Annotated in this window: 14 protein-coding genes; 7 read left to right on the top strand and 7 right to left on the bottom strand. The window is 56.2% G+C overall.

All coding sequences use genetic code 11. The annotated features are described in order from the left end of the window. Positions 1–254: 254 nt before the first annotated feature. The 5 genes from AB4Y89_RS04660 to AB4Y89_RS04640 all read left to right on the top strand — a co-directional run bounded on the left by AB4Y89_RS04660 (position 255) and on the right by AB4Y89_RS04640 (position 8,295). Positions 255–3,647 (top strand): TonB-dependent receptor domain-containing protein, encoded by a 3,393-nt coding sequence (locus AB4Y89_RS04660; RefSeq protein WP_442299726.1) that lies wholly within the window; start codon positions 255–257, stop codon positions 3,645–3,647. A gap of 79 nt (positions 3,648–3,726) precedes the next feature. Beyond that, positions 3,727–5,259 (top strand): M81 family metallopeptidase, encoded by a 1,533-nt coding sequence (locus tag AB4Y89_RS04655; protein ID WP_442299725.1) that lies wholly within the window; start codon positions 3,727–3,729, stop codon positions 5,257–5,259. A gap of 48 nt (positions 5,260–5,307) precedes the next feature. Then, a complete protein-coding gene (locus AB4Y89_RS04650) occupies positions 5,308–6,285 on the top strand; it encodes a Gfo/Idh/MocA family protein (protein ID WP_442299724.1) in 978 nt (325 codons plus the stop codon). Further along, entirely contained in the window at positions 6,276–7,112 is an 837-nt protein-coding gene (locus tag AB4Y89_RS04645; protein ID WP_442299723.1) for a sugar phosphate isomerase/epimerase family protein, read from the top strand. Before AB4Y89_RS04650 ends, AB4Y89_RS04645 begins: the two co-directional genes overlap by 10 nt. Before the next feature lie 43 nt (positions 7,113–7,155). Next, a complete protein-coding gene (locus tag AB4Y89_RS04640) occupies positions 7,156–8,295 on the top strand; it encodes a TIM barrel protein (RefSeq protein WP_442299722.1) in 1,140 nt (379 codons plus the stop codon). A 65-nt stretch (positions 8,296–8,360) separates the two neighbouring features. Here the strand turns inward: AB4Y89_RS04640 and AB4Y89_RS04635 are convergent, their stop codons facing one another. The 3 genes from AB4Y89_RS04635 to AB4Y89_RS04625 form a co-directional block, all read right to left on the bottom strand. After that, positions 8,361–10,028, bottom strand: coding sequence for an acido-empty-quinoprotein group A (locus AB4Y89_RS04635; protein ID WP_442299721.1), 1,668 nt, complete (start codon positions 10,026–10,028; stop codon positions 8,361–8,363). Further along, positions 10,028–10,879: a c-type cytochrome gene (locus AB4Y89_RS04630; protein WP_442299720.1), complete on the bottom strand. Its 852-nt coding sequence runs from the start codon at positions 10,877–10,879 to the stop codon at positions 10,028–10,030. The genes AB4Y89_RS04635 and AB4Y89_RS04630 overlap by 1 nt, the downstream gene beginning before the upstream one ends. A 64-nt stretch (positions 10,880–10,943) precedes the next feature. Continuing rightward, on the bottom strand, positions 10,944–11,669 hold the full coding sequence (locus AB4Y89_RS04625; protein WP_442299719.1) for a 3-keto-disaccharide hydrolase: 726 nt from the start codon (positions 11,667–11,669) through the stop codon (positions 10,944–10,946). 306 nt (positions 11,670–11,975) lie between these two features. Between AB4Y89_RS04625 and AB4Y89_RS04620 the strand changes: the two genes are divergently transcribed. After that, the gene (locus tag AB4Y89_RS04620; protein ID WP_442299718.1) at positions 11,976–12,833 is read left to right on the top strand and encodes an aldo/keto reductase; all 858 of its coding nucleotides are present in this window, start codon (positions 11,976–11,978) and stop codon (positions 12,831–12,833) included. A 192-nt stretch (positions 12,834–13,025) separates the two neighbouring features. After that, entirely contained in the window at positions 13,026–14,306 is a 1,281-nt protein-coding gene (locus AB4Y89_RS04615; protein WP_442299717.1) for a hypothetical protein, read from the top strand. Between the two features lie 2 nt (positions 14,307–14,308). On the opposite strand, the gene AB4Y89_RS04610 is transcribed toward AB4Y89_RS04615, so the two are convergent. Genes AB4Y89_RS04610 through AB4Y89_RS04595 form a run of 4 tightly spaced genes read right to left on the bottom strand, consistent with a single transcriptional unit; the run spans position 14,309 to position 20,324 of the window. Further along, positions 14,309–14,596, bottom strand: coding sequence for a hypothetical protein (locus AB4Y89_RS04610; protein ID WP_442299716.1), 288 nt, complete (start codon positions 14,594–14,596; stop codon positions 14,309–14,311). Next, complete coding sequence (locus AB4Y89_RS04605; protein ID WP_442299715.1) at positions 14,583–17,798, bottom strand: DNA polymerase III subunit alpha; 3,216 nt, start codon at positions 17,796–17,798, stop codon at positions 14,583–14,585. Before AB4Y89_RS04605 ends, AB4Y89_RS04610 begins: the two co-directional genes overlap by 14 nt. Then, positions 17,791–19,317, bottom strand: a complete 1,527-nt coding sequence (locus tag AB4Y89_RS04600) for a DNA polymerase Y family protein (RefSeq protein WP_442299714.1) — start codon at positions 19,315–19,317, stop codon at positions 17,791–17,793. The genes AB4Y89_RS04605 and AB4Y89_RS04600 overlap by 8 nt, the downstream gene beginning before the upstream one ends. Continuing rightward, a complete protein-coding gene (locus tag AB4Y89_RS04595; protein WP_442299713.1) occupies positions 19,299–20,324 on the bottom strand; it encodes a recombinase RecA in 1,026 nt (341 codons plus the stop codon). The genes AB4Y89_RS04600 and AB4Y89_RS04595 overlap by 19 nt, the downstream gene beginning before the upstream one ends. Positions 20,325–20,408 lie beyond the last annotated feature (84 nt).

The following is a 20,408-nucleotide window of genomic DNA, read 5'->3' as shown; positions in this document are numbered from 1 at the left end:
ACCAGGGTTACAAATCGCCTTGACCGCCTGACGGTGCACGGATATCATCCAGTCACCGAAACATTGCATTCCTGCTTTCCTGTAGATCGTACAACGAATGACGCTAATCCTGGTGCCGAATAATTTCGGTGACTGAAAGAATAAGAAGACAATATAAAACACAGCGCATTCCTACTCCGCGGGTCTTCTCCCTGCGTTATGGTGGGCAGCCCCGCATCACACACACAACCAATCGAGATTGTGGGAGGCCGCAAATGAAGTTTGGTTTCAGGAGTACCAGTCAACGTAGGCCGGGAAGATGGTCCCCGGCGAGTTCTCTTTGTTTAACGCGTTCCGTTCTTCGCGGAGCCCTGCTTGCCGGCTCTGTCCTGTTGTTTACCGGGTCGCCGCTCCTGGCGCAGAACACGACTGCTGATGTCGTCGGTACGGTGACGGACGAAAGCGGCGCCGTTATCCCGAATGCAAAGGTTGAGCTGACAAACATCGAAACGCACGAGACCCGTGTCTTGACCTCGGGAGACGGCGGTGAGTTTGTCTTCACGCTGCTCAAGCCAAGCCGTTACTCGCTGGCGGTGACAGCGACAGGATTCAAGGTCTTTAAGATTGATTCGTTCAACCTGGCAGCAGGTGACCGTGCCCGTGAAGACTCGCACATGGTCGTGGGTTCCCAAGGCGAGATCGTAAACGTCGAGGCGACGCCTCCGGCACTGCATACGGACTCCTCAGCGCTGATTACAACGGTTACGGAAAAGGCGACCCAGGAGCTTCCGCTCAATGGCCGTAACTTCATCAATCTTGTCCAGGTGACCCCGGGAGCGACGGAAGGGCTGAACAATGGCCTTGCGAGCGGCAACCGGCCTGACGATCGCCGCCAGACGTCATCTGTTTCGATGAACGGTCAGGCAGATATGATGAACAACCAGACCATCGATGGCATCGATAATAACGAGCGCGTGATCGGCTCGATCGGTGTTCGTCCTTCAGTCGATGCCATCCAGGAAGTCAGCGTTCAGGCAAACGTCTTTACGGCAGAAGTAGGCCGTGCGGCGGGTGCGATTGTGAACGTGATCACCAAGTCCGGTACGAACACCCTGCATGGATCGGTGTACGAGTTCTTCCGTAACGACGTACTGAATGCGAATCCGTTCAAGTTCGGCGCCAATATTCCGAAGCCGAAGTATCGCCAAAACCAGTACGGCGGTAGCATTGGTGGCCGTATCGTTAAGGACCGTAGCTTCTTCTTTGCGGATTATGAGGGCCTGGATATCATCAAGAACCAGAATCCGACGACCACGACCGTGCCAACACTGTTCGAACGTCAGAATCCGGGCAACTTTACGGACAATGCGGCGATTAACAAGGTTATTCCAGCGGCCTCCTTCGACAAGGTCGGCCAGCAGTACCTCAATCTGTTTCCGCTGCCGACGAATAACGCGGTCTCCGGAAATTACGTAGGAGCTCGTGCTGATAACCAGTTCTCAAAAACGGGTGACGGACGTGTCGATCATCGCTTCAACAATGGCGATTTGACTTACCTGCGCTACACCTACAATCGCGTGGATACCAAAATTGGCTCGCTGTTTCCGGCCGTGAACACCGCGGCCGGTGTCATCGAGCCGGGCGGTAACCTGGGGAGCTATCCCGGACCGGCGCAGACGCGCGCGCATCAGGCACACCTCAACTATATCCACACCTTCACTCCCAATCTACTTCTCGAATTGAAGGCCGGTTATACGCTGTTGAACAATGCTCAATTCCCGTTGAATTATGGGAAGGCGATCAACACGGCAATGGGGCAGGCCAATATGAACGTCGATGCGCGTACCGCAGAGCTTTCTGCGGTCACTGTTAACCAGGGAACCGCTCCGACGCTCGGCAACCGCCCGCCGATTATCTATCACGAGAACACCTGGCAGTATGAGGGAGTCGTTAACTACATTCGGCACAAGCAGACCATCAAGATCGGTGCTGGCTTGATCCGTAGGCAGGACTCCACCACACAAACAGATACGGCGAACGGCAACTGGGCGTTTACGGATTTCTCCACGCTGTTAACTGGCGACTATCTGACTGAGGGCCGTAACTGGATCTTGTACACGCCGCGCAACCGCACATGGGAGCCGCATGTGTTTGTGCAGGATGATATTCACTTGTTGCCGAACCTGACTCTGAATGTGGGTGTCCGTTACGACCTGTTCACACCGTACACGGAAATCAACAATGTTCTGTCCAACTTCGATATCAACCAAGGCCGGATACTGGTCGCGGGAGTCAATGCCGACTCACATGGCGGTGTGAAGACCGACTATAGCAACTTCGCTCCCCGCTTCGGTTTCGCCTATACACCTATGCCCCGTACCGTAATCCGTGGCGGCTTCGGTTTGACCTTTGCTCCGGAAAACACTACTTCAGGTTCGGCGCTCGTCAATCAACCATTCATCGCAACATGGGGTGCCTATACGCCGGATCAAGCGGCCGCACAGGCGCAACAGCTTGGCCTTCAGAACCCAAATCAATATAGGAAGTTTGGCAGCGGTCTACCCACGCCAACTCCGAACCCTTACGTCAGCGCGGATGGGAAATTTCCAAGTGGCAGCATTACCGCAGCTCTGGATCCGAACTTCCGCTCAACCTACATCGAACAGTTCAACCTGACCGTAGAACGTGAGGTCGCTGGCTTTGTGGGAACCTTGTCCTACGTGGGTGAGTTAGGTCGCCACAATGCCTACTACCTCTCGGACTACAACACGGTTCCAGTGGCGGTGAGTGCGCTGTCGTTCACTCAGACAGCACGAGGCGATACAACGACAAATTCTCCAGCAACCTCAACCGATTTCAACACCCGTCGTCGGTTCAACGCCACTGTGCCAAACGTCACATCGATCCCGCTTTATCGCAGTAACGGGGCCAGCAGCTACCATGCAATGCAGGCCGTGCTGAAGCGGCGCTTCAGCAAGGGACTGGATCTGCAGGTTGGCTACACGTGGGCACGTCTGTTGGATAACTCAGAGTCGATCAGCAACAACGGTGGCAATGGTTTCGGATCTTCCGCGGATCTGATTCCCACTCTTGAGTATGGCAACGGCAATCTGGATGTCCGTCAGCGTGTGACCGGTACATTCAACTACACTCTCCCATTCGGTCAGGGCCTGCACGGTTTCACTGGCGTCCTCGCCCGGGGATGGCAGGCAAACGGAGTTGTGGTGTGGAATACGGGCATGCCGTTTTCGGTCACGAACGTGACGAACCGCAGTGGTACACGTCCGACGGCTGGCAACAGTGATCGGGCAAACATGACGGGAAGCGGTAAGGTCAGCCATCCAACTATTGGCAAGTGGTTCGATACCAGCGCCTTCTCTTTCCAACCTGCTGGAACGGTGAGCAATCAGCGTCGTAACCAGCTCTACGGTCCCGGGCTCCAGCGCGTGGACTTGTCCTTGTTCAAGAACTTCGATCTGACCGAACGTGTGAAGCTTGAGTTCCGCACTGAGGCCTTCAATGTCTTGAACACAGCGCAGTTTGTGAACCCGCTCTCATCGTTGTCGCTCTCGGCAGGCGCTCCCGTATCGACCTTCGGCACCATCACTTCAACGGCGAATGCCTACAACCCGCGTCTCATTCAGTTCGCGGCGCGCGTGAAGTTCTAACGAACAACACATGGGGCGGCCTTCATGGCCGCCCCAAATTCTTGACCTACGCTTCATCTTTCCAGGAGCATCTGCATTCATGCAACGTAGAGAGTTTTTGAAGACCGCGTCGGCGTCTGCCTTTGCTCTTGCAGCCTCAAACCGCGGATGGTCCGCAGGAACAACGCCGCGTATTGCATACGGCGGCATTGGGATTGAGAGCAGCACCTATGGCCACATCCGTGCACGCATGGAAGACTTCACCATCCTGCGTGGGAAAGAAGCGGATGAGAACGCCCGCTTTGCATTTCTGAAGAAGCGTTATCCCAAAGTTCCATTTATGCCGACACTCGTCGCTACCGCCGTCCCAGGAGGACCGATAGCGCGAGATACGTACGACAAGATCAAAACAGAGTTTCTGGAGCGCCTGCAGATCCTGCTGCCACTGGATGGTCTCTACCTTCCCATGCACGGAGCCATGTTCGTGGAAGGGATGCAGGACGCAGAAGCCGACTGGTATGAGTCGGCTCGCAAGGTCGTTGGCTCGAAGTGCCTGATGTCGGCAAGTTATGATCTTCACGGCAATATCAGCAAGCGCATTATCGACACGCTGGACATGATGTCCGCCTTCCGAACCGCGCCGCATATCGATCGCGAAGAGACCATGAGCCGCGCCTGCGACATGCTGGTGAAGTGCATCCAGGGGAACATCCGTACAACGCTGATGTGGGCCAGCATCCCAGTGCTGATGCCCGGTGAGCGGAGCTCAACGGAGTGGAATCCCGGCAAGCGCTTGTGGTCCCAGTTACCGGAGTTGAATAAGACGCCTGGAGTGCTCGATGTCTCGATGCTGGTGGGATATGTCTGGGCAGACGAACCGCGCGGCGCCGCATCGGTAGTCGTGACCGGAACCAATCCTGCAGAAGAAGAAAAGGTCGCGAAGAATCTGGCGCAACAGTATTGGGACGCTCGACGTGAGTTCGACTTCGGTACCGAGGTCTGCTCGCTCGACGCGTGCATTCAGAAGGCGATGGCCTCGAAGACCTCTCCCGTCGTCCTTGCTGATTCCGGCGATAACCCTACCGGCGGAGGCAATGGCGATCAGGCAACCGTATTGGAAGCCCTTCTGAAGGCGGGAGCCAAGGATGTTGTCTTCGGTGGTATAGCGGACCGGCCGGCAGTTGAAGCCTGCTATCAGGCAGGCGTAGGCAAGACGATTCCGCTGTCGATCGGAGCTACGCTCGACCCTTATGCCAGCAAACCAGTAAAGGTACAAGCGACGGTGAAGTCGCTGCTTGATATCGCCGATCCGGCGAAGCGGGAAGCAGCCGTTCAAATCCAGGGCATCACGCTGATTCTCAGTGCGTACCGTAGGCCGTATCACGAGATCGTCGACTTCACGAAGATGGGCATCGATCCAAAGTCAGCGAAGATTGTCGTCGTGAAATCCGGCTATCTCGAACCACAGATCAAAGCCATCGCCAATCCTAATCTGATGGCGTTGACGGATGGCTCTATCAATCAGGACATCGTCCATCTGCCAGCGAATAAGTACCGCAAACCAACCTTCCCATTTGTGGATGACCTGACGTTCACACCCACGGTTTACACTTCGGCCCGAAGCCATTCCTGAGCCGTGTCTGATACATCCCTGACGGAAATAATGAATGCGGAGTTGTAAATGAAGATCGGTCTTATCGGATACGGTTTCATGGGTGGAGCCCATGCGGCCGCTATTCAGAGTCTTCCGGGCATGACCCTGTATGCCCTTGCATCCAACACACGTCCTTCCGCCGATAGCCCGACGCGCGGCAACCTTGCACTGAAGACAGCTACGATTGATGAGTCCGTGAAATGGACTCCGGATTGGCGCGATGTGATCAACGATCCGGCCGTCGATGCGGTCGATATTTGTTTGCCAACCCATCTTCATCAAGAAGTCATCACGGCGGCGTTGCAGGCAGGGAAGCACGTTCTCTGCGAGAAGCCAATGTCGCTGCACGCAACCGAGTGCGAGGAGCTGATGGCTGCTGCCGAAAAGGCAGGCAAAGTCTTCATGGTTGCCCAGGTGCTTCGCTTCATGCAGCCCTACGTCTATGCCATGGAGTATGTGCGGAAACTGGGAGCGGGCAGCATTCGTTCCTGCCAGCTGCAGCGCAGCACCGGCTTTCCGCAGTGGAGTACATGGCTTTCGGACGAAGCTCGCAGCGGCGGAGCGATTCTCGACCTGTTAAGCCACGATCTTGATCAGGTGCTGCTCTGGTTTGGAACTCCTGTCTCGGTCTCCGCGGTAAGCATCGGTGAGGTCGATACCGCGGAGATTACACTGCGCTATCCGAATGATCTAAAGGTGCAAGTTACCGGAGGCTGGTTAGCACCGGAGACGCCGTTTTCAGCGAGTTTCCGGGTAAGTGCAGCAGAAAGCGAGTTGCACTACGATGGCAGCGTACTCAAGCAGTTGCACGGCGGTGTCGCTGAAGAGATCACTATCCTTGAGCATGACGCCTACGCCGATGAGATTGCTTATTTTGTCGATTGCGCAACGCGCGGTGTGGCTCCCCTCCGCTGTCCTCCGGCGGACTCCGCTCGCGTGGTGCGCCTGTCTGAACTTGTAAAACGCTCCCGCGAGGAGCAGGGAAGAGAGATGCAATGGCAGTAACACCGATGCAGCTAGGACTTGTTTTCTGGGCAGAGAAGGAACCGGCAGTTCACCTTGCCGCATTGAAGGAGTTCGGTCTGAGCGCTGGACAGCTTGGTGTACCGCCCAGTCTGGATACAACAGCAGCGCTTGCCGGCTGGAAAGAAGCCCTGGCAAGCGGAGAGGTCTACTTCTCCAGCGCCGTGGCTGCGTACGCAGGAGAAGACTATGCCGATCTGCAGCGTGTGCACCAGACGGTTGGATTCACGGCTCCGGGCTATGCTGCTGAGCGCATCGAACGCACACATCAGGTCTCTGACTTTGCAGCGCAGCTTGGCTTGAAGGCTCTCTCCTGCCACATCGGCTTTATCCCCGAAGATGCTTCCGCGCCCTTGTACCAGGAGCTACTCGGCATTGCGCGGGAACTCTGCGATATCTGCGCCGCCAACGGCCAGAACTTTGTGCTTGAGACCGGCCAGGAGAGCGCCCGGACGCTTCTGCGTTTTCTGGGTGATGTGCAACGGCCGAACATCAAGGTGAACTTCGATCCAGCCAATATGGTGCTCTACGGTTCCGGCGATCCGCTGGAGGCGCTTGCGCTTCTGAAGGATCACGTCCTCTCTGTGCATTGCAAGGACGGCCGTTCTCCAGCAGGCCCTGGTCAGCTTGGAAACGAGGTAGCGCTTGGGGAGGGTGAAGTCGATTTTCCTGGATTTCTCAAGCTCCTGCAGCAGATCCACTACACCGGCCTGCTGACAATTGAGCGCGAAGAGCCCGATGCAGCCCAGCGGTCTGCAGATATCCGGCTTGCTGTGCAGCGGTTGAAGGATTGGAAACAGGCCCTCTGAGTAACGGAGCACCACAGGAATTTCCTTGAAGGAGATTGGAACGATGAGCAACACGGCATCTGGCTTCACAAAGCAGTACAACCGCCGCAACTTTCTTCGCGGTGCAGGCACGGGGCTGGCTGCCGGTTTGCTTGCTCCATCAGCGCTCGATGCACAACAGGCTGCGACTCCAGAGCCCATCACACATGCCGGCGTGAAGCGCGAGCTTACCGATAAGGAGAAGGTTGCGCGCATCGCCTCCAACAGCTATCCCATCCGCTGGATATTTAAGAATCGAGGCAATGTCGGCGACAAGAAGACCGTTGCCGAGATGAAGAAAAAATACGGCGAGATTACACTGCTGGACTTTCCGGCGTTCACCAAGGCGACCTTTCCCGGCGTAACGAAGATGGATATCTGGTCCAGTCTCTTTGGTGATGTGGACGATCAAAGCCAATACGAGCCGATGACCATCACCGGCTACGACGGGAAGCCTCGCCAGATCACCGAGTTCAATCCCGCAAGCGACAACGGCAAAAAGTGGCTCGAAAAGATGGCTGCGAAGCAACATGCCGAAGGCGTTGCGTGTCACCACATCTCCAATAATGCTCCGCGCGATATCTGCGATCTGGATGAAGCGAAGCGTCGCGCAGGAATCGACGTAGCGAAGAAGTGGCTGGACGGAGCGGCGATTCTTGGCGCTAAGAGTATGCGCGTCAACAGCGGAGGTCCCCGCATTGCTCCGTCGCCACAGCCGAATGAGACCAGCTACCCCAAGAATCCTGATCTCGAAAAGTACATGGACAAGTGCATCGAGTCATTCAAGGAGATGGCCGAGTATGGCGCCCAGGTGGGTGTGAAGGTAACGCTTGAGAACCACTGGGGGCTTACCGCCAATCCCATCAACATCCGGACCATCATCGAAGAGGTAAACAATCCCTACTGCGAGGCCTCACCGGACTTCTGCAACTGGGAACACAAGTACCTGCTCTATCACGCACTGGAAGACCTGGCGCCCTATGCGCACACGACCTGCCATGCCAAGTTCTGGGACCGCTGGGGACAACCCGATGTGCAGCGGAACGTGCGCATTATGCTGAACAACAATTACATCGGTGTCTTTGCCCTGGAGTACGAGGATGGCCCATGGGACGGCATCGAAGGCGCAAAGTATCTCTATCATGAGGTCATGGCCGCGCTGTAGAGAATGGTTCACAAATAAGAAGGCGCGCCCAGATTAGGCGCGCCTTCTTCGTTTCATGCATCGGTCTACTTCAGTTCGAACGCATACACCGTGTCTCCTACCGCGGAGATAACGTACTGATGTCCGTCGAGCTCAAAGGTTTGCGGAGCGTTAGATACAGCGCCGATGCGTGTGCTCCACAACGGATTGCCATTGGCAGCATCGAAGGCAACCAGGCTGCCTGAGCCGTCACCGGTGAAGACAAGACCTCCGGCCGTCGCGAGCAGGCCTCCTCCGCCAAAGCCAGTCCCATAGAGCTTGCGGCGCCAGCGTGGCTGGCCAGTCTTGTAGTCGATACCAAGCACGTAGCTGCCGGTAGATCCCATGGCAACTTCTTCCTTACCACCGAGGCCCATCGCGCCACGAGGATCAGGATCAGTGAGATAGGCCATCGAGTAGCTATCGACGTGGTACTGGTAGAAAAGACCTGTCTGCGGCGAGAAGGCAGGCGGCTGCCAGTTGACCGTGCCTCCTGAGGCAGGCGAGATCAGTGCTCCGCCAATCGAGGCGTCCTTCGCGGGATTTGTCTTCGGGCCGCCCTTCTCGGTGTAGCCTTCGGCCCAGTTTGTTGCATCGCTCAACTTTCTGGTCAGCAGATGCTCTCCGGTCACGCGATCGAGTACGAAGAAGTAGCCGTTACGGGAAGCAGTCATCACCAGCTTGCGCTCGCGGCCCTTGAACTTACCATTCACCAGCACCGGAACCTGTGCGGAGTCGTAGTCGTGTGTATCATGCGGCGAAGTGGAGTAATTCCACTTCAGCTTGCCGGTATCCACGTCCAGGGCAACCAGCGAACAGGTATAGAGGTTATCGCCATCTCCGCGAAGACCGGTCTGCCAGGAAGGCGTGGGATTGCCGGTTCCGAGGATATAGAGATTGGTCTCAGGATCGTAGGCGCCGGCGACCCATGTTCCACCACCGCCATGACGTGCAGCGTCAAGGTTCTTCCAGGTATCGAGTCCGGGATCGCCAGGGTTCTGCGGCGTGACGTACCAGGTCCACTGCAGGTCGCCTGTCTCGGGATCGTATGACTTCAGGAACATGGGGGCATCAATGTCATTGCCCACACCGGCGAGCACATGGTTTTTGATGATGGTAGGCGCGGGGGTAGAGAAGTAGCCGCCTTCGACGTTGGCGATCTTGCGATGCCAGCGCTCTTTCCCGGTCTTGGCTTCGAGCGAGACGAGATAGTTGTCCGGCGTCTCGAAGAAGACGTAGTCATGCCACAGGGCAACACCGCGATTGCCGATGTGTGTGCCGCCGCGAGTCTTCCAGAAGTAGTGCCACAGTACTTCGCCGCTTCGAGCGTCTACAGCCCAGACATTGTCTGGCATCGTGACATAGAGCACTCCGTTGTTCTCCAGGAAGGTGCCCTTAATCGAACCGCCGCGCGCACTGCGCTGCTCTGTACCTTCTCCTCCCACAACGACCGGTGCGTTGACGCGGCTGTAGCCGGTCAACGGCGCCGGCTCATTCCCAGGCACCATCTTGGCGATCCAGGCAAGGCCGAGGTTTTTCACGGTCTTGCGATTTACCGAGGTCAGCGAGCTATAGCGCTTCGAGGTGTAATCACCGTTGTAGGTGAGCCATGAATCCTTGAGCGGACGCATCAGGTCCTCATGCGAGACGGACTGTGCATGCGATAGAGGGCCGAGCAGGAGCGCCGCAGTAAACGAGAAGATCCGAAGCTTCATCACTTGAGTGTCACCAGGTATGCGGTTACGTCGTGAATATCTTTGTCGGTGTACGTCGGAAGCAGGTTGCGATGAGCCTCTAATGGATCATGCACCTCGACTTTGGTCTGCGATGTGCGGCGAACGGTTTGTAGCGTGCCGTCCTGCAGCTTCACCGTTACCAGGAAGTCATCGACGTGAATCGCTGTACCCTCGACTGCTGGTTTGCCTGGTTCCTGCACCGTGGCGGTGATGGTGGGAACAGGCACCCCGAAGTGGTTGCCACGGATCCATGCCGATTGCAGCGTCTTCGGGCTCGAGATCTTCTTGCCGATGCCCTTCATATCGCCCTCGGCGGAGTGGCAGCGTGTGCACTTTGCTTCAAAGTAATGCTGGCCGCTGGCGGCGTCGCCAACGAGGATATTTGGCGACCGCAGAGCATCCCCTGGCGCGCGTCCCTGGCTGCCGATCTCGCTCAGGATGCTGCGGACATACGCTGCGACCGCAGCGACATCGTCTTTTTCTGTCAGGATGTGGTGATTCGCAAGCCCCTGCTTCTCGCCACGGATAATAGGTTCAAGAGACTCACCGTGCATGTCCACAAGCGCGTCCTGGGAACGAAGGATATTGGGCCCAACGTTCTCCTTACCGCGTAGATCCGCGCTATGGCAGCTCTCACACTTCTTTTCGTACAACGCCTTGCCTGCGGCGACGATCTGAGGCGGATCGACCGGACGCATGGGTGCTTCGTTGAACTTCGACGTCTCAATATGCTGCGCCACGCTGTACAGCGTGATCCCCGCGGGAATGAGCAACAACATCGCCGCGGCGATGCGGCGGGACGAACTACGGCTCCATTTGCTTTCGGGCATGAAGGAATCCTAGGTGCAAGGTTGAAGCTGGGCTTCAGGCAAGCTGAGCTATATAGGTTTGTGATCAGCGTTTCGACAGATCGCGGATCCAGATGTCTTTGAACTGCATGTTGCCTTCGCCGCCGGCATGCAACTGCAGCGCGATACGGCCATCCGGAGCGCCGGGCTTAGGATCGGTAAAGTCCACCATCGGCACGCCGTTCAGGCGCGACCGGTAGCGATTGCCAACGACTTCCACCAGGTAATCGTTCCACTCGCCGTGGCGGACCACACCTTCATTCTCAGGCGCAGGCCAGACAACCCATCCGCGGCCATCTTCAGCGTAGACGCCGGCGGTGTGGTGCATCATGGTGCAGTCGATCTCAAACTGCATGCCTTGCGTGGTGTCGACGGAGTTCGGTTTGAAACCGGTATGGAAGAAGACGCCGCTGTTGCCGTCGCCTACGCATTTGAAACGCAGCGAAAGCTGGAAGTCTTTGTAGTCCTTATCGGTCTCCAGGTAACCGTAGGCTTTAGTCAAACCCTTGCCGTGAAGTACACCGTCGTCTTCCACCGTCCAGCTTTCGGCGCCGACGGGAACCCAGCCGGTGAGGTCTTTTCCATTGAAGAGCTGAATCCAGTCATTGCCGGGAGTTTTGGGCTTGGCTTGCTGGGCACCTACACGTCCCATATGCGTGACCGTAAGAAGTGTCACCGCAGCGGTACAGGCAGCGCCTGCGAGGAAGAAGAGACGACGGGTAGGTACAAGGCGGGTAAGGAAAGACAAGCCTGCAGACTTCTTCTGGATCATTTCGCCGACGAACTCCTGCGCAAGTGGGATTGCCCCACATGATACTTGCTCAACGTATCGATAGAGAAGTCAATCGATTGCGGAAGGCTGATTCGCTCATTTTTTCTGTGCGTTAGGCCGGTAGAGCATTTTTCCTGTAGGGGTAGCACAGGGCTTATCTATCTATGGGCGTTTTCCGCAATGAAAACGCCGCTGCACGCTCTTTCCGGGATACCCAGCAACAGGAAAAAACGCTCTAGAAACGTTTGTATCTCCTCGAATCCTGTTGAATCTGCGGGACATCTAAGCGGAACGAGGGAGACAGATATGGCATCGATCGTGAAGACCTTCCATTTGGGCGGAGACCTGGAAATTGCCCGCCTGGGTTACGGCGCAATGCGCATTGTGGGCAAGGGCGTGTGGGGAGAGCCTGCAGACCGTGAGGCAATGAAGGCGGTGTTGCGTCGGGCGGTAGAACTGGGCGTGAACTTTATCGATACGGCTGATAGCTATGGGCCCACCATCAGCGAAGAACTCATCGGCCAGGCCCTGGCTCCGTACAAGCCGGGCGTCGTAATCGCGACCAAATCCGGTCTTGCCCGGACGGGACCGGATGTATGGGTACCGCTTGGACGGCCGGAGTACCTGGTCCAGCAGGTCGAGCTGAGCTTGCGGCGCCTGAAGCTGCAGCAGATCGATCTGTGGCAGCTCCATCGCATCGATCCAAAGGTGCCGGTAGAGGAGTCGCTGGGCGCGATTAAGAAGCTGCAGGAGCAGGGAAAGATCCGTCATGTTGGCCTAAGCGAGGTTTCGGTCGAGCAGATTAAACAGGCGCGCAAGGTTATTGAGATCGTCAGTGTGCAGAATCTCTACAACATCGCCGACCGCAAGAGTGAAGCGGTGCTGGAGTATTGCCACAACGAAGGCCTGGCTTTTATTCCTTGGTTCCCGGTGGCTGCGGGCAAGCTGACTCAGCCGGGAGGAAAACTCGACGTCTTTGCACAGCGTCACGGCATAACGCTCTCGCAGCTTTCGATCGCATGGCTGCTGCACCGCTCGCCGGTTATTCTGCCAATTCCCGGAACAAGTTCTATCCCACATCTGGAAGAGAATATGAAAGCTGCAGATGTACAACTGAGCGAGGCGGAATGGCGTGAAGTGGAAGCCATTGCGGGGCAGCGATAAAATAGAGAGTACTGACGAGAACAAAGGGCCAAGTTTGGGATGTGGCTCTTTTGTTTACACGCCTGTAATGCTGGCGCCGCCTTACCTTCATGGAGACTTAAGCCGCAATCGTCACTTTGGTTGGAGAACAACCAAAATACCGGGTAGTCTCTTCACCAGGACTATCCCAGGCCGGAATGGATGCCACGACGAATGATGCGGAGAGTATTTTCGCTGCTTCCTGCAGTACTGTTGTCTCTATTGTGTGTGGTCGCCAAAGCCCAGGCTCTTGACGAGAGTGGGGCGACCGTCGATGCTGGAGTACCGCTTCGCATCCAGATCCGAAAGACCATACCGCTCGCTCGTGGAACTGCTGTCGAGGGTTTTCTGGTTTCGCCGGTCTATGTACGCGAAAGGCTGGTCCTGCCCGAGGGAACCCGCGTTACCGGCACCGTTCAGGACTTCGCTCCTATCGCTTTCAAGACTCGCCTGCAAGCCAGACTCGACGGAGATCTGACTCCTCTGCATGAGCCGATCGTGCATTTTCAGTTGCTCGATCTGGATGGCAAAGAGATCGCGATCGATGCAGTGGCGACTGTTTCGACCGCACAGCCCATCCGGTTTACTACGGCGCAGAAGAGTCCGTCGTTGATGAAACAGGCTAGTGGCTATGTCCGTGGACAGATCAACGACACCAAGGATGCAGTCTTCGGTCCGGGACGCTCCGATCGTGCCCTGCAGCTCCTGTTCAGCCAGTTGCCGTACCACCCGCAACGGATCTGGTCTGGAACCAGGTTTGTTGCGGACCTTAGCCGGCCCCTGGTGATCCCCATGCCGGCTGCCGTATCGCCGGAGCTGTCCTCGTCCACGATTGGACCGGAAGGGATTTCGGTAACAGCCAGGCTGGCGGACCGGTTGAGCTCAGAGACGGCGAGGAAGGGCGACACGGTGCACGCTATCGTCACTGTGCCTGTCTTCGATGACGCAAAGCATCTCATCCTTGCAGAAGGAGACTCACTGGATGGGACGGTACTGCAGTCAAAGCACTCGCGAAGCTTCGGAAGGAACGGGCAATTGCGTTTTGTCTTTCAAACATTGAAGCCGCTCAACCGGGAAGCAAAGCCCGTCTCGGCGGTTATTAGTGGGGTAGACGGCTCCAAGTCGGACAATCTTTCTATCGACAATGAGGGTGGCGTTAAGGCGTCGGCCGACAAGAATCGTTTTCTGGCTCCCGCATTACTGGGGGTGCTGGCGGTCGCAGGGCATGATCGCGACCGGGATGGAAATGGGTTAGGAAGACAAACCGTTGCCGCGAATGGTTTCGGCGTTGTTGCGCGCATTGTCGCGCTGACCGTTAACGACCGCAATGTCGCTACCGGTTTCGGAGCGTACGCCTTTGCGAAGTCGATTTACTTCCGGTTTCTCTCTCAGGGACATCCGGTGGAGTTCCCCAAAAATACTCAAGTGGAGCTGAAGGTGATCAGCCGACAGTAGCTTCATTCGGGGACATCCTCATCTGTAGGGACATACCAGGGAACATCCTTCAAAAGAAAGAGACTCGGATAACGGGAGATCAGGTGGCTCAGCATGGCTTTTGCAATATGCCCGCTATGCTCCACCTCTTTTTGCCAATCCACATTGGCTAGACCCTCCTCGGAGGTCGCCGGCCAACGGGCGGTACGAATTGCGAGTACAAGGCTCGACGCAATCAAGAGCGCCGGACCAAGCTTTTGAGCATCAACTTCTTTACGAACCCCTCCTACCCGTCCACTAGTGGAAGTCATGTGATCGAACCTCCAGCGACAGATCGCTCAGTGTTCGTATCCGGGTAGCCTTGACGTGAATCACTCCATCTTGATTTTGGAGCAGACCTTCGACAAAAACGAACTTGCTCCGCGTGACAATAAGACGTTCTCTCTCGAAGAGATCGGGTGTCACAATCACATTGGCGATACCGGTTTCATCTTCCATCGACAGAAAGACAAAACCATGTGCTGTGCCTGGACGTTGGCGCGCAATGACGCAACCTGCAGCCTTTACGAAATCTCCGTGTTGATGGTGTCTGAGTTCTTCGGCGGAAAGAATACTGCGACGATGGAGTTCCTGTCGCCGGTAAGCCATCGGATGCTGGCCGACCGTTAAGCCGGTGCCCGCATAATCTGCCACCAGCCTCTCTTCTATTGTCATCTTGTTGAGTGGAGAGGAAGGATCTTCCTCTCGTAGTGCAGATACCTGCGAAAGCAGGGGACCTTCCGGCCGTCCCGCGCGTTCTACTTGCCAGAGAGCATCCCTCCTATGCTGCACCCCATCAATAACATTCAGGGCTCCCACACTCGAGAGAAGGGTTAGTTCTTTGCGGTTGATTGTCGTCATTCGCGTCACAAAATCATCGACAGAACGAAATAAGCCGTGTCCTTCACGTTCTATGACGAGCGCCTCGGCTGTCTGCTTTCTGAATCCTTTTGCATACCCAAGTCCCAGGCGCAAGGACAGTGCCCCATCCTCTTCATGCTCAATGGTGCAGGCCCATTGCGAGCGTTGAACATCGATAGGTTTTATACGTAGTCCGTGCCGTTGTGCGTCTTTCACTAGAACAGCCGGCATGTAAAAGCCCATCGGCTGGCAATTGAGTATGGCGCAGGTAAACGCAGCCAGGTATTTGACCTTGAAATAAGCAGATGCATAGGCGATCAGAGCGAAGCTGGCCGCATGAGATTCAGGGAATCCATATAAGGCGAACGAGCTGATGTGCTGAACAATATCGTCCTGCGTCTTTGCGTCAATGCCATTCGCCGTCATGCCCGAACGTAACCGGCCTTCAAGATTCTTCATGCGTTCCCACGATCGCCGCATCCCGACAGCACGGCGTAACTCCTCGGCTTCAGCCCCCGTGAAGTTGGCGACGACCATGGCCATACGCAGCAGTTGCTCCTGAAAGAGTGGGACACCCAATGTCCGCTTGAGCGTCGACTCCAGCAAGGGATGCGGATAGCTGACCGGTTCCTGCTTCTGCCGTCTCCTCATATACGGATGCATCATCTTTCCCACAATCGGTCCGGGGCGGATGATGGCAACCTGCACCACAAGGTCATAGAACTTCTCCGGATTGTTGCGGGGCAGTGATGCCATTTGTGCACGGCTTTCTACTTGAAACATTCCCACCGTGTCTGCACGCCGCAGCGCACGGTACACCTCGTCATCTTCCGGAAGTTGTGCCAGATCCACCTGCTCTCCATAGTGTTCTGGAATCAGTTCGAGGCAGTCTTTCAAGACGGCCATCATACCGAGCCCGAGTAGATCCACCTTGATGATGCCAAGATCGGCACAGTCTTCCTTATCCCATTGCACAACGGTCCGGCCAGGCATTGAGGCGCGCTCCAACGGGACGATGTGATCCAGTTGTCCCTGGCAAATTACCATCCCGCCCGAATGTTGCCCCAGGTGACGCGGTAAGTCCTGAATCCGCATACAGAGTTCCAGATATTTTGCGATCCGAGGATGGCGAAGATCGAACCCTGCATTCTGGAAGGAGTGTGCCATCGTGTCCGTAGGTCCCTTCCACTCAAAGTTCGCCACGATGGAAGAGAGCCTCTGAAGCGACTCCGCATCGAATCCCAGAGCCTTTCCAACCTCGCGTGTGGCGGACTTACCGCGATACGTGATGACATTCGCTGTCATCGCTGCGCCAAGCTCGCCATATCGGCGATAGATATATTGAATCGCCTCTTCGCGCTTTTCCTCCGATGGCAGATCCAGATCGATGTCGGGCCACTCACCGCGGCTTTCGGAGAGAAACCGCTCAAAGAGCAGTTCCATGCCGACCGGGTCGATGGCTGTGATCTCAAGGGCATAGCAAACGGCGGAGTTCGCCGCGCTGCCACGTCCCTGGATCAGAATGTCATTACTTTTACAGAACCGGATGATGTCCCAGACGATAAGAAAGTAGCCGGCGAAACCAAGCTTCGCAATAAGCTTCAATTCATGGTCTACCTGCTTCTTTGCCCGCTCCAATAGAGCGGCATTTCGCTTCGGACCATAACGACAGATCACCCCTTCGTCGACCCGCTTGCGAAGAAAGCTGTCCATCGTTTCACCTTCAGGGACTGGATAGCGAGGGAACTCATAGCCAAGGTCTGAAAGCTGGAAGGTCAAGCGCGCGGACAACTCAAGTGTGTTCTCGATTGCCCCCGGGATATCCCGGAACAAAGCCGACATCTGCTTCGCATCACGAATATAACGTTGACTGTTGATGGAAAGCAGACGACCTGCCCGGTCCAGTTCCGTGTGGTTGCGAATCGCTGTAAACAGGTCCAGGATCTCCCGATCCTGTTTGGTCGCATACCGTACTCCATTGGTCGCAAGAAGAGGAAGCTTCAGTGACTGTGCGATGCGAATGGCGGCTTGGTTACGCCACTCTTCCTCGCGTTCACCATGGCGCTGCAACTCGATGTAGACATTGCTTTGTCCGAATATATGAACCAGTCTCTCAAGGAGACCCCGGCCGGCTTCTTCTCCTCCTCGCTGTAAGGCTGAAGCCAGCGGCCCCTCATCCCCGCCCGTAAGACAGATAAGACCTGCGGCATGCTCTTCCAGATCCGATAGCGTAGCCATGCCTTCCTGTTTTTTCTTCTCACGCATCTTGAATCGGGTGATGAGTTGGCAGAGGTTCTGATAACCCTGGCGTGTTTCGCACAACAAAGGTAGACGTGCCGGCTCTGAACGATGCTGATGTGGCAACCAGGTTGGAGGCGCGAGCCGCTGTCCGAAGGCGGCCGAGGAGATCTCCGCCCCTACATGCGCATGGATATGGTTCTCGCTGGCGATCTTATGAAAGCGCGCCGATCCATAGAATCCGTTTCTATCGAGTAATGCCATTGCCGGCATATCGACTTCAAAGGCGCGCTTCGCCATTACCTCTGGCGAAGATCCGCCTTCGAGGAAAGAAAATGCGCTCGCGGCATGGAGTTCTACATAACCGCTAGTCATAAAGCCCTACAAGAAGCCAGGATCTGCGAACAAGATCCTGGAGCACGCAGCCGTACAGCATCGATTCGTCATCGCCTCGTGCAATCAGATCCCATTGCTCCTGCCGCCAGGTCTGTTCATTCCACCATTCACCGCCGGCAAGCCACGGCCCATAGGCATTCCGAACGGTATAGCGATGTCCCCGAAAGAAAAAGCCTGAGGGTCTGCCGTATTCGAGTGTGATAGCGAGCTGTTCCGGTGGACATACGCGCCGAAGGCAACCGTATGCCGTACGGGAGATCTGCGTAGCCGAGTTGCCTGAGGGAATAACGAATGGCTCCATATGGAAACCGGGTGAAGTGTGCGTGTCATCGAGCACGGCGCGGCCGATGTTGTCATCGCCGACCAATGCCGTAATTCGCGCGAGCGTGACGTCCAGCCGTCCGGGTTCGGGAAGCTGTGGAGAGAACAACCCAAGTTGAACTTTGCTGGTAACTCCCGGCTCGGCGCGAAGACAGACTTTATAGATGGGAGCATTTGCAGGATGAGCTTCAAGATCGAGATGAAGCAGCTTCAGCCATAGGTGTTTGTCGACGCCAGGAACACGGGGAGATACTGTGCGGCAGTGCGTTCCACCCCCCTCCAGATGAAGCTCAATCGTCACCGATGCGAGTGCGTAGACACGCATGGCTGCGCGAACGATGAGTTGTTCCAGCATGATGGCTACACCGAAAAGCAGGGATTCAAGGTTGTCGAGTGGATAGTCCAGCTCCGCTGTTTCTTCAAGTACAAACGGGATATCGATAGGCTGGAAGAGATGAGGCAAGGTTCCGGTGGCCATCTGTTGCAGACGTTTGCCATCCTGTCCCAGGCGGGCAATGAGATCTGTCTGCGGTAAGCCTGCCAACATGCCAAGCGTACGGATGCCCCATCGAGACAACGTCTCGGCATGCGCTTCCGAGATGCCTAGGACCGATAAGGGAAGGGAAGCCAATGCCGCTGATTCTTTAGCGGCTGGAACGACAACGATAGCTGTCCTGGCAGGAAGCCCCTTCGCAAGCAGCATGCTCGCATGGAAGTTTCCGCTTACCGCAACCTGGGCAGAGATACCAAGCAATGCCACCCGCTGCCGCAACGTCCTGGCAAGAACTTCAGGCGGACCAAAGAGTGCTTCGGTTCCGGTGATGTCCAGGCAGCAGAGAAAGACATTCTCCGCTTCCTGTAGTTCAACGCGCGGAGAATGGGCTCCTGCACACTCCAGAAGCGCGGTCCTCGATGCCGCTTCGGCAGATCTGGAACGGGACAGCATTGTTATGTTTCCGAAGGTATCCACTTCAACCTTCGTCATTCCTCGTTGCACACCTAATAACCGTGCCCTGGTGTTTAACGAGGACACAGTTTCGGCTGGCGGCTCGCCGTCCAGAATCACACACGGCTTCTCGCGCAGTTCCGGACGCAGACGTAGCAATGCCTGCGCAGAGAATTCCTTGACCAGCAGGCAGGCATACAACGCACCGGAGTTCACTGTGCACCTGCCCATGGAGTTCGGCTCTGCCAGGAAGCCATGCGAGCCGTTTGCGGTGGTTTCCGCATCGACACGACATTGTTTGCCGGTTGCGGGAAGCGTTGACGCAATGCCTCGATGCGCGGCCGCATCCCGCTGAAGACTGTGCGGGCTTCAAGGATCGGTTCGGCATTCAGCAAGCGCAGTTGCAGCTCCGATCCACTTTTCGCGCATGGATACTGGGTCAGCAACAGAATGCAGGCTTGCGTCTTTTCCGCGGCAACACGATAGCGGTGCCACGTCGATAGTTCAATACGTGCCACGTATTGCGGCGCGATACCTGCAAGATCGAGAACAATGGCGCTGAAACCTCCAGTCTGCAAAAGCAGATCAGTGGTGCGAAGAGCGCGCTCAATCGCATCGTAATGCCTGGCACGGCGCTTTCTGTACGTGATGGGGTTTGCCGCCACAGATTCGCCTGAAGCCGAACGATTTGTCTTTGCCTCAGAGGTCTCCACAGGTTTGGGCAATGGAGTTTTTCCCGTGAAAAGCCCGGACATCGCTTCGGAGAGTCCGCGGACCTCGGTTCTTGGGTGTGGACCAAATCCTCCACCATGCAGTCCTTTTTTCGGAGAGCCAGGGATGAAATACTCCGGCGGCAACGTTACCGACTTTGTAGTCTTCGTAGAGACGTCTGCAACGTCAGCGCAACGGACCCACAGCAGGCGGCCTAAGTCCACTCCGATGGCAGCAGCAGAGGCAGGGTCAAGGGCATTCGCCGAGTCGACCCAGGCGCACACCTTATTTGCCGCGGTCAACTGCGCCAGGAACGAGAGAGCCACTGAAGTTCGTCCGCTACATTCAGCTCCGACCAGTTCCGTCAAAGCTCCCAGGGGAAATCCTCCTCCCGACAACTCATCTAACTCAGCCAGGCCCGTGGGTATCTGGGGCCGGATAAGCCTGGGAGCCGGCGTCAAAGCAGAGGGAATCTTCCGTGCTAGAGCTGACTCAACCTGCAGTCGGATTGTGGAGGCGAGCGGCATATTGTTTCGCCTTATATTCGCCTTTGCCGGCTGTGGAAGGCAAGCGAAATAAATCCAGGGATGTGCCCGTGGTTGCTATCTATC

It is taken from the genome of Terriglobus sp. 2YAB30_2 (assembly GCF_052114765.1).
Lineage (GTDB): Bacteria > Acidobacteriota > Terriglobia > Terriglobales > Acidobacteriaceae > Terriglobus.
This window is presented reverse-complemented; position numbering and strand designations above follow the sequence as displayed.

What these genes read in the sequence shown, in the direction of transcription:
- AB4Y89_RS04610 (WP_442299716.1), bottom strand. Translation starts at nt 14,596, where the DNA reads ATGACTTCCACTAGTGGACGGGTAGGAGGGGTTCGTAAAGAAGTTGAT.
- AB4Y89_RS04640 (WP_442299722.1), top strand. Translation starts at nt 7,156, where the DNA reads ATGAGCAACACGGCATCTGGCTTCACAAAGCAGTACAACCGCCGCAAC.
- AB4Y89_RS04660 (WP_442299726.1), top strand. Translation starts at nt 255, where the DNA reads ATGAAGTTTGGTTTCAGGAGTACCAGTCAACGTAGGCCGGGAAGATGG.
- AB4Y89_RS04635 (WP_442299721.1), bottom strand. Translation starts at nt 10,028, where the DNA reads ATGAAGCTTCGGATCTTCTCGTTTACTGCGGCGCTCCTGCTCGGCCCT.
- AB4Y89_RS04605 (WP_442299715.1), bottom strand. Translation starts at nt 17,798, where the DNA reads ATGACTAGCGGTTATGTAGAACTCCATGCCGCGAGCGCATTTTCTTTC.
- AB4Y89_RS04620 (WP_442299718.1), top strand. Translation starts at nt 11,976, where the DNA reads ATGGCATCGATCGTGAAGACCTTCCATTTGGGCGGAGACCTGGAAATT.
- AB4Y89_RS04595 (WP_442299713.1), bottom strand. Translation starts at nt 20,324, where the DNA reads ATGCCGCTCGCCTCCACAATCCGACTGCAGGTTGAGTCAGCTCTAGCA.
- AB4Y89_RS04655 (WP_442299725.1), top strand. Translation starts at nt 3,727, where the DNA reads ATGCAACGTAGAGAGTTTTTGAAGACCGCGTCGGCGTCTGCCTTTGCT.
- AB4Y89_RS04645 (WP_442299723.1), top strand. Translation starts at nt 6,276, where the DNA reads ATGGCAGTAACACCGATGCAGCTAGGACTTGTTTTCTGGGCAGAGAAG.
- AB4Y89_RS04625 (WP_442299719.1), bottom strand. Translation starts at nt 11,669, where the DNA reads ATGATCCAGAAGAAGTCTGCAGGCTTGTCTTTCCTTACCCGCCTTGTA.
- AB4Y89_RS04615 (WP_442299717.1), top strand. Translation starts at nt 13,026, where the DNA reads ATGATGCGGAGAGTATTTTCGCTGCTTCCTGCAGTACTGTTGTCTCTA.
- AB4Y89_RS04630 (WP_442299720.1), bottom strand. Translation starts at nt 10,879, where the DNA reads ATGCCCGAAAGCAAATGGAGCCGTAGTTCGTCCCGCCGCATCGCCGCG.
- AB4Y89_RS04650 (WP_442299724.1), top strand. Translation starts at nt 5,308, where the DNA reads ATGAAGATCGGTCTTATCGGATACGGTTTCATGGGTGGAGCCCATGCG.
- AB4Y89_RS04600 (WP_442299714.1), bottom strand. Translation starts at nt 19,317, where the DNA reads ATGGGCAGGTGCACAGTGAACTCCGGTGCGTTGTATGCCTGCCTGCTG.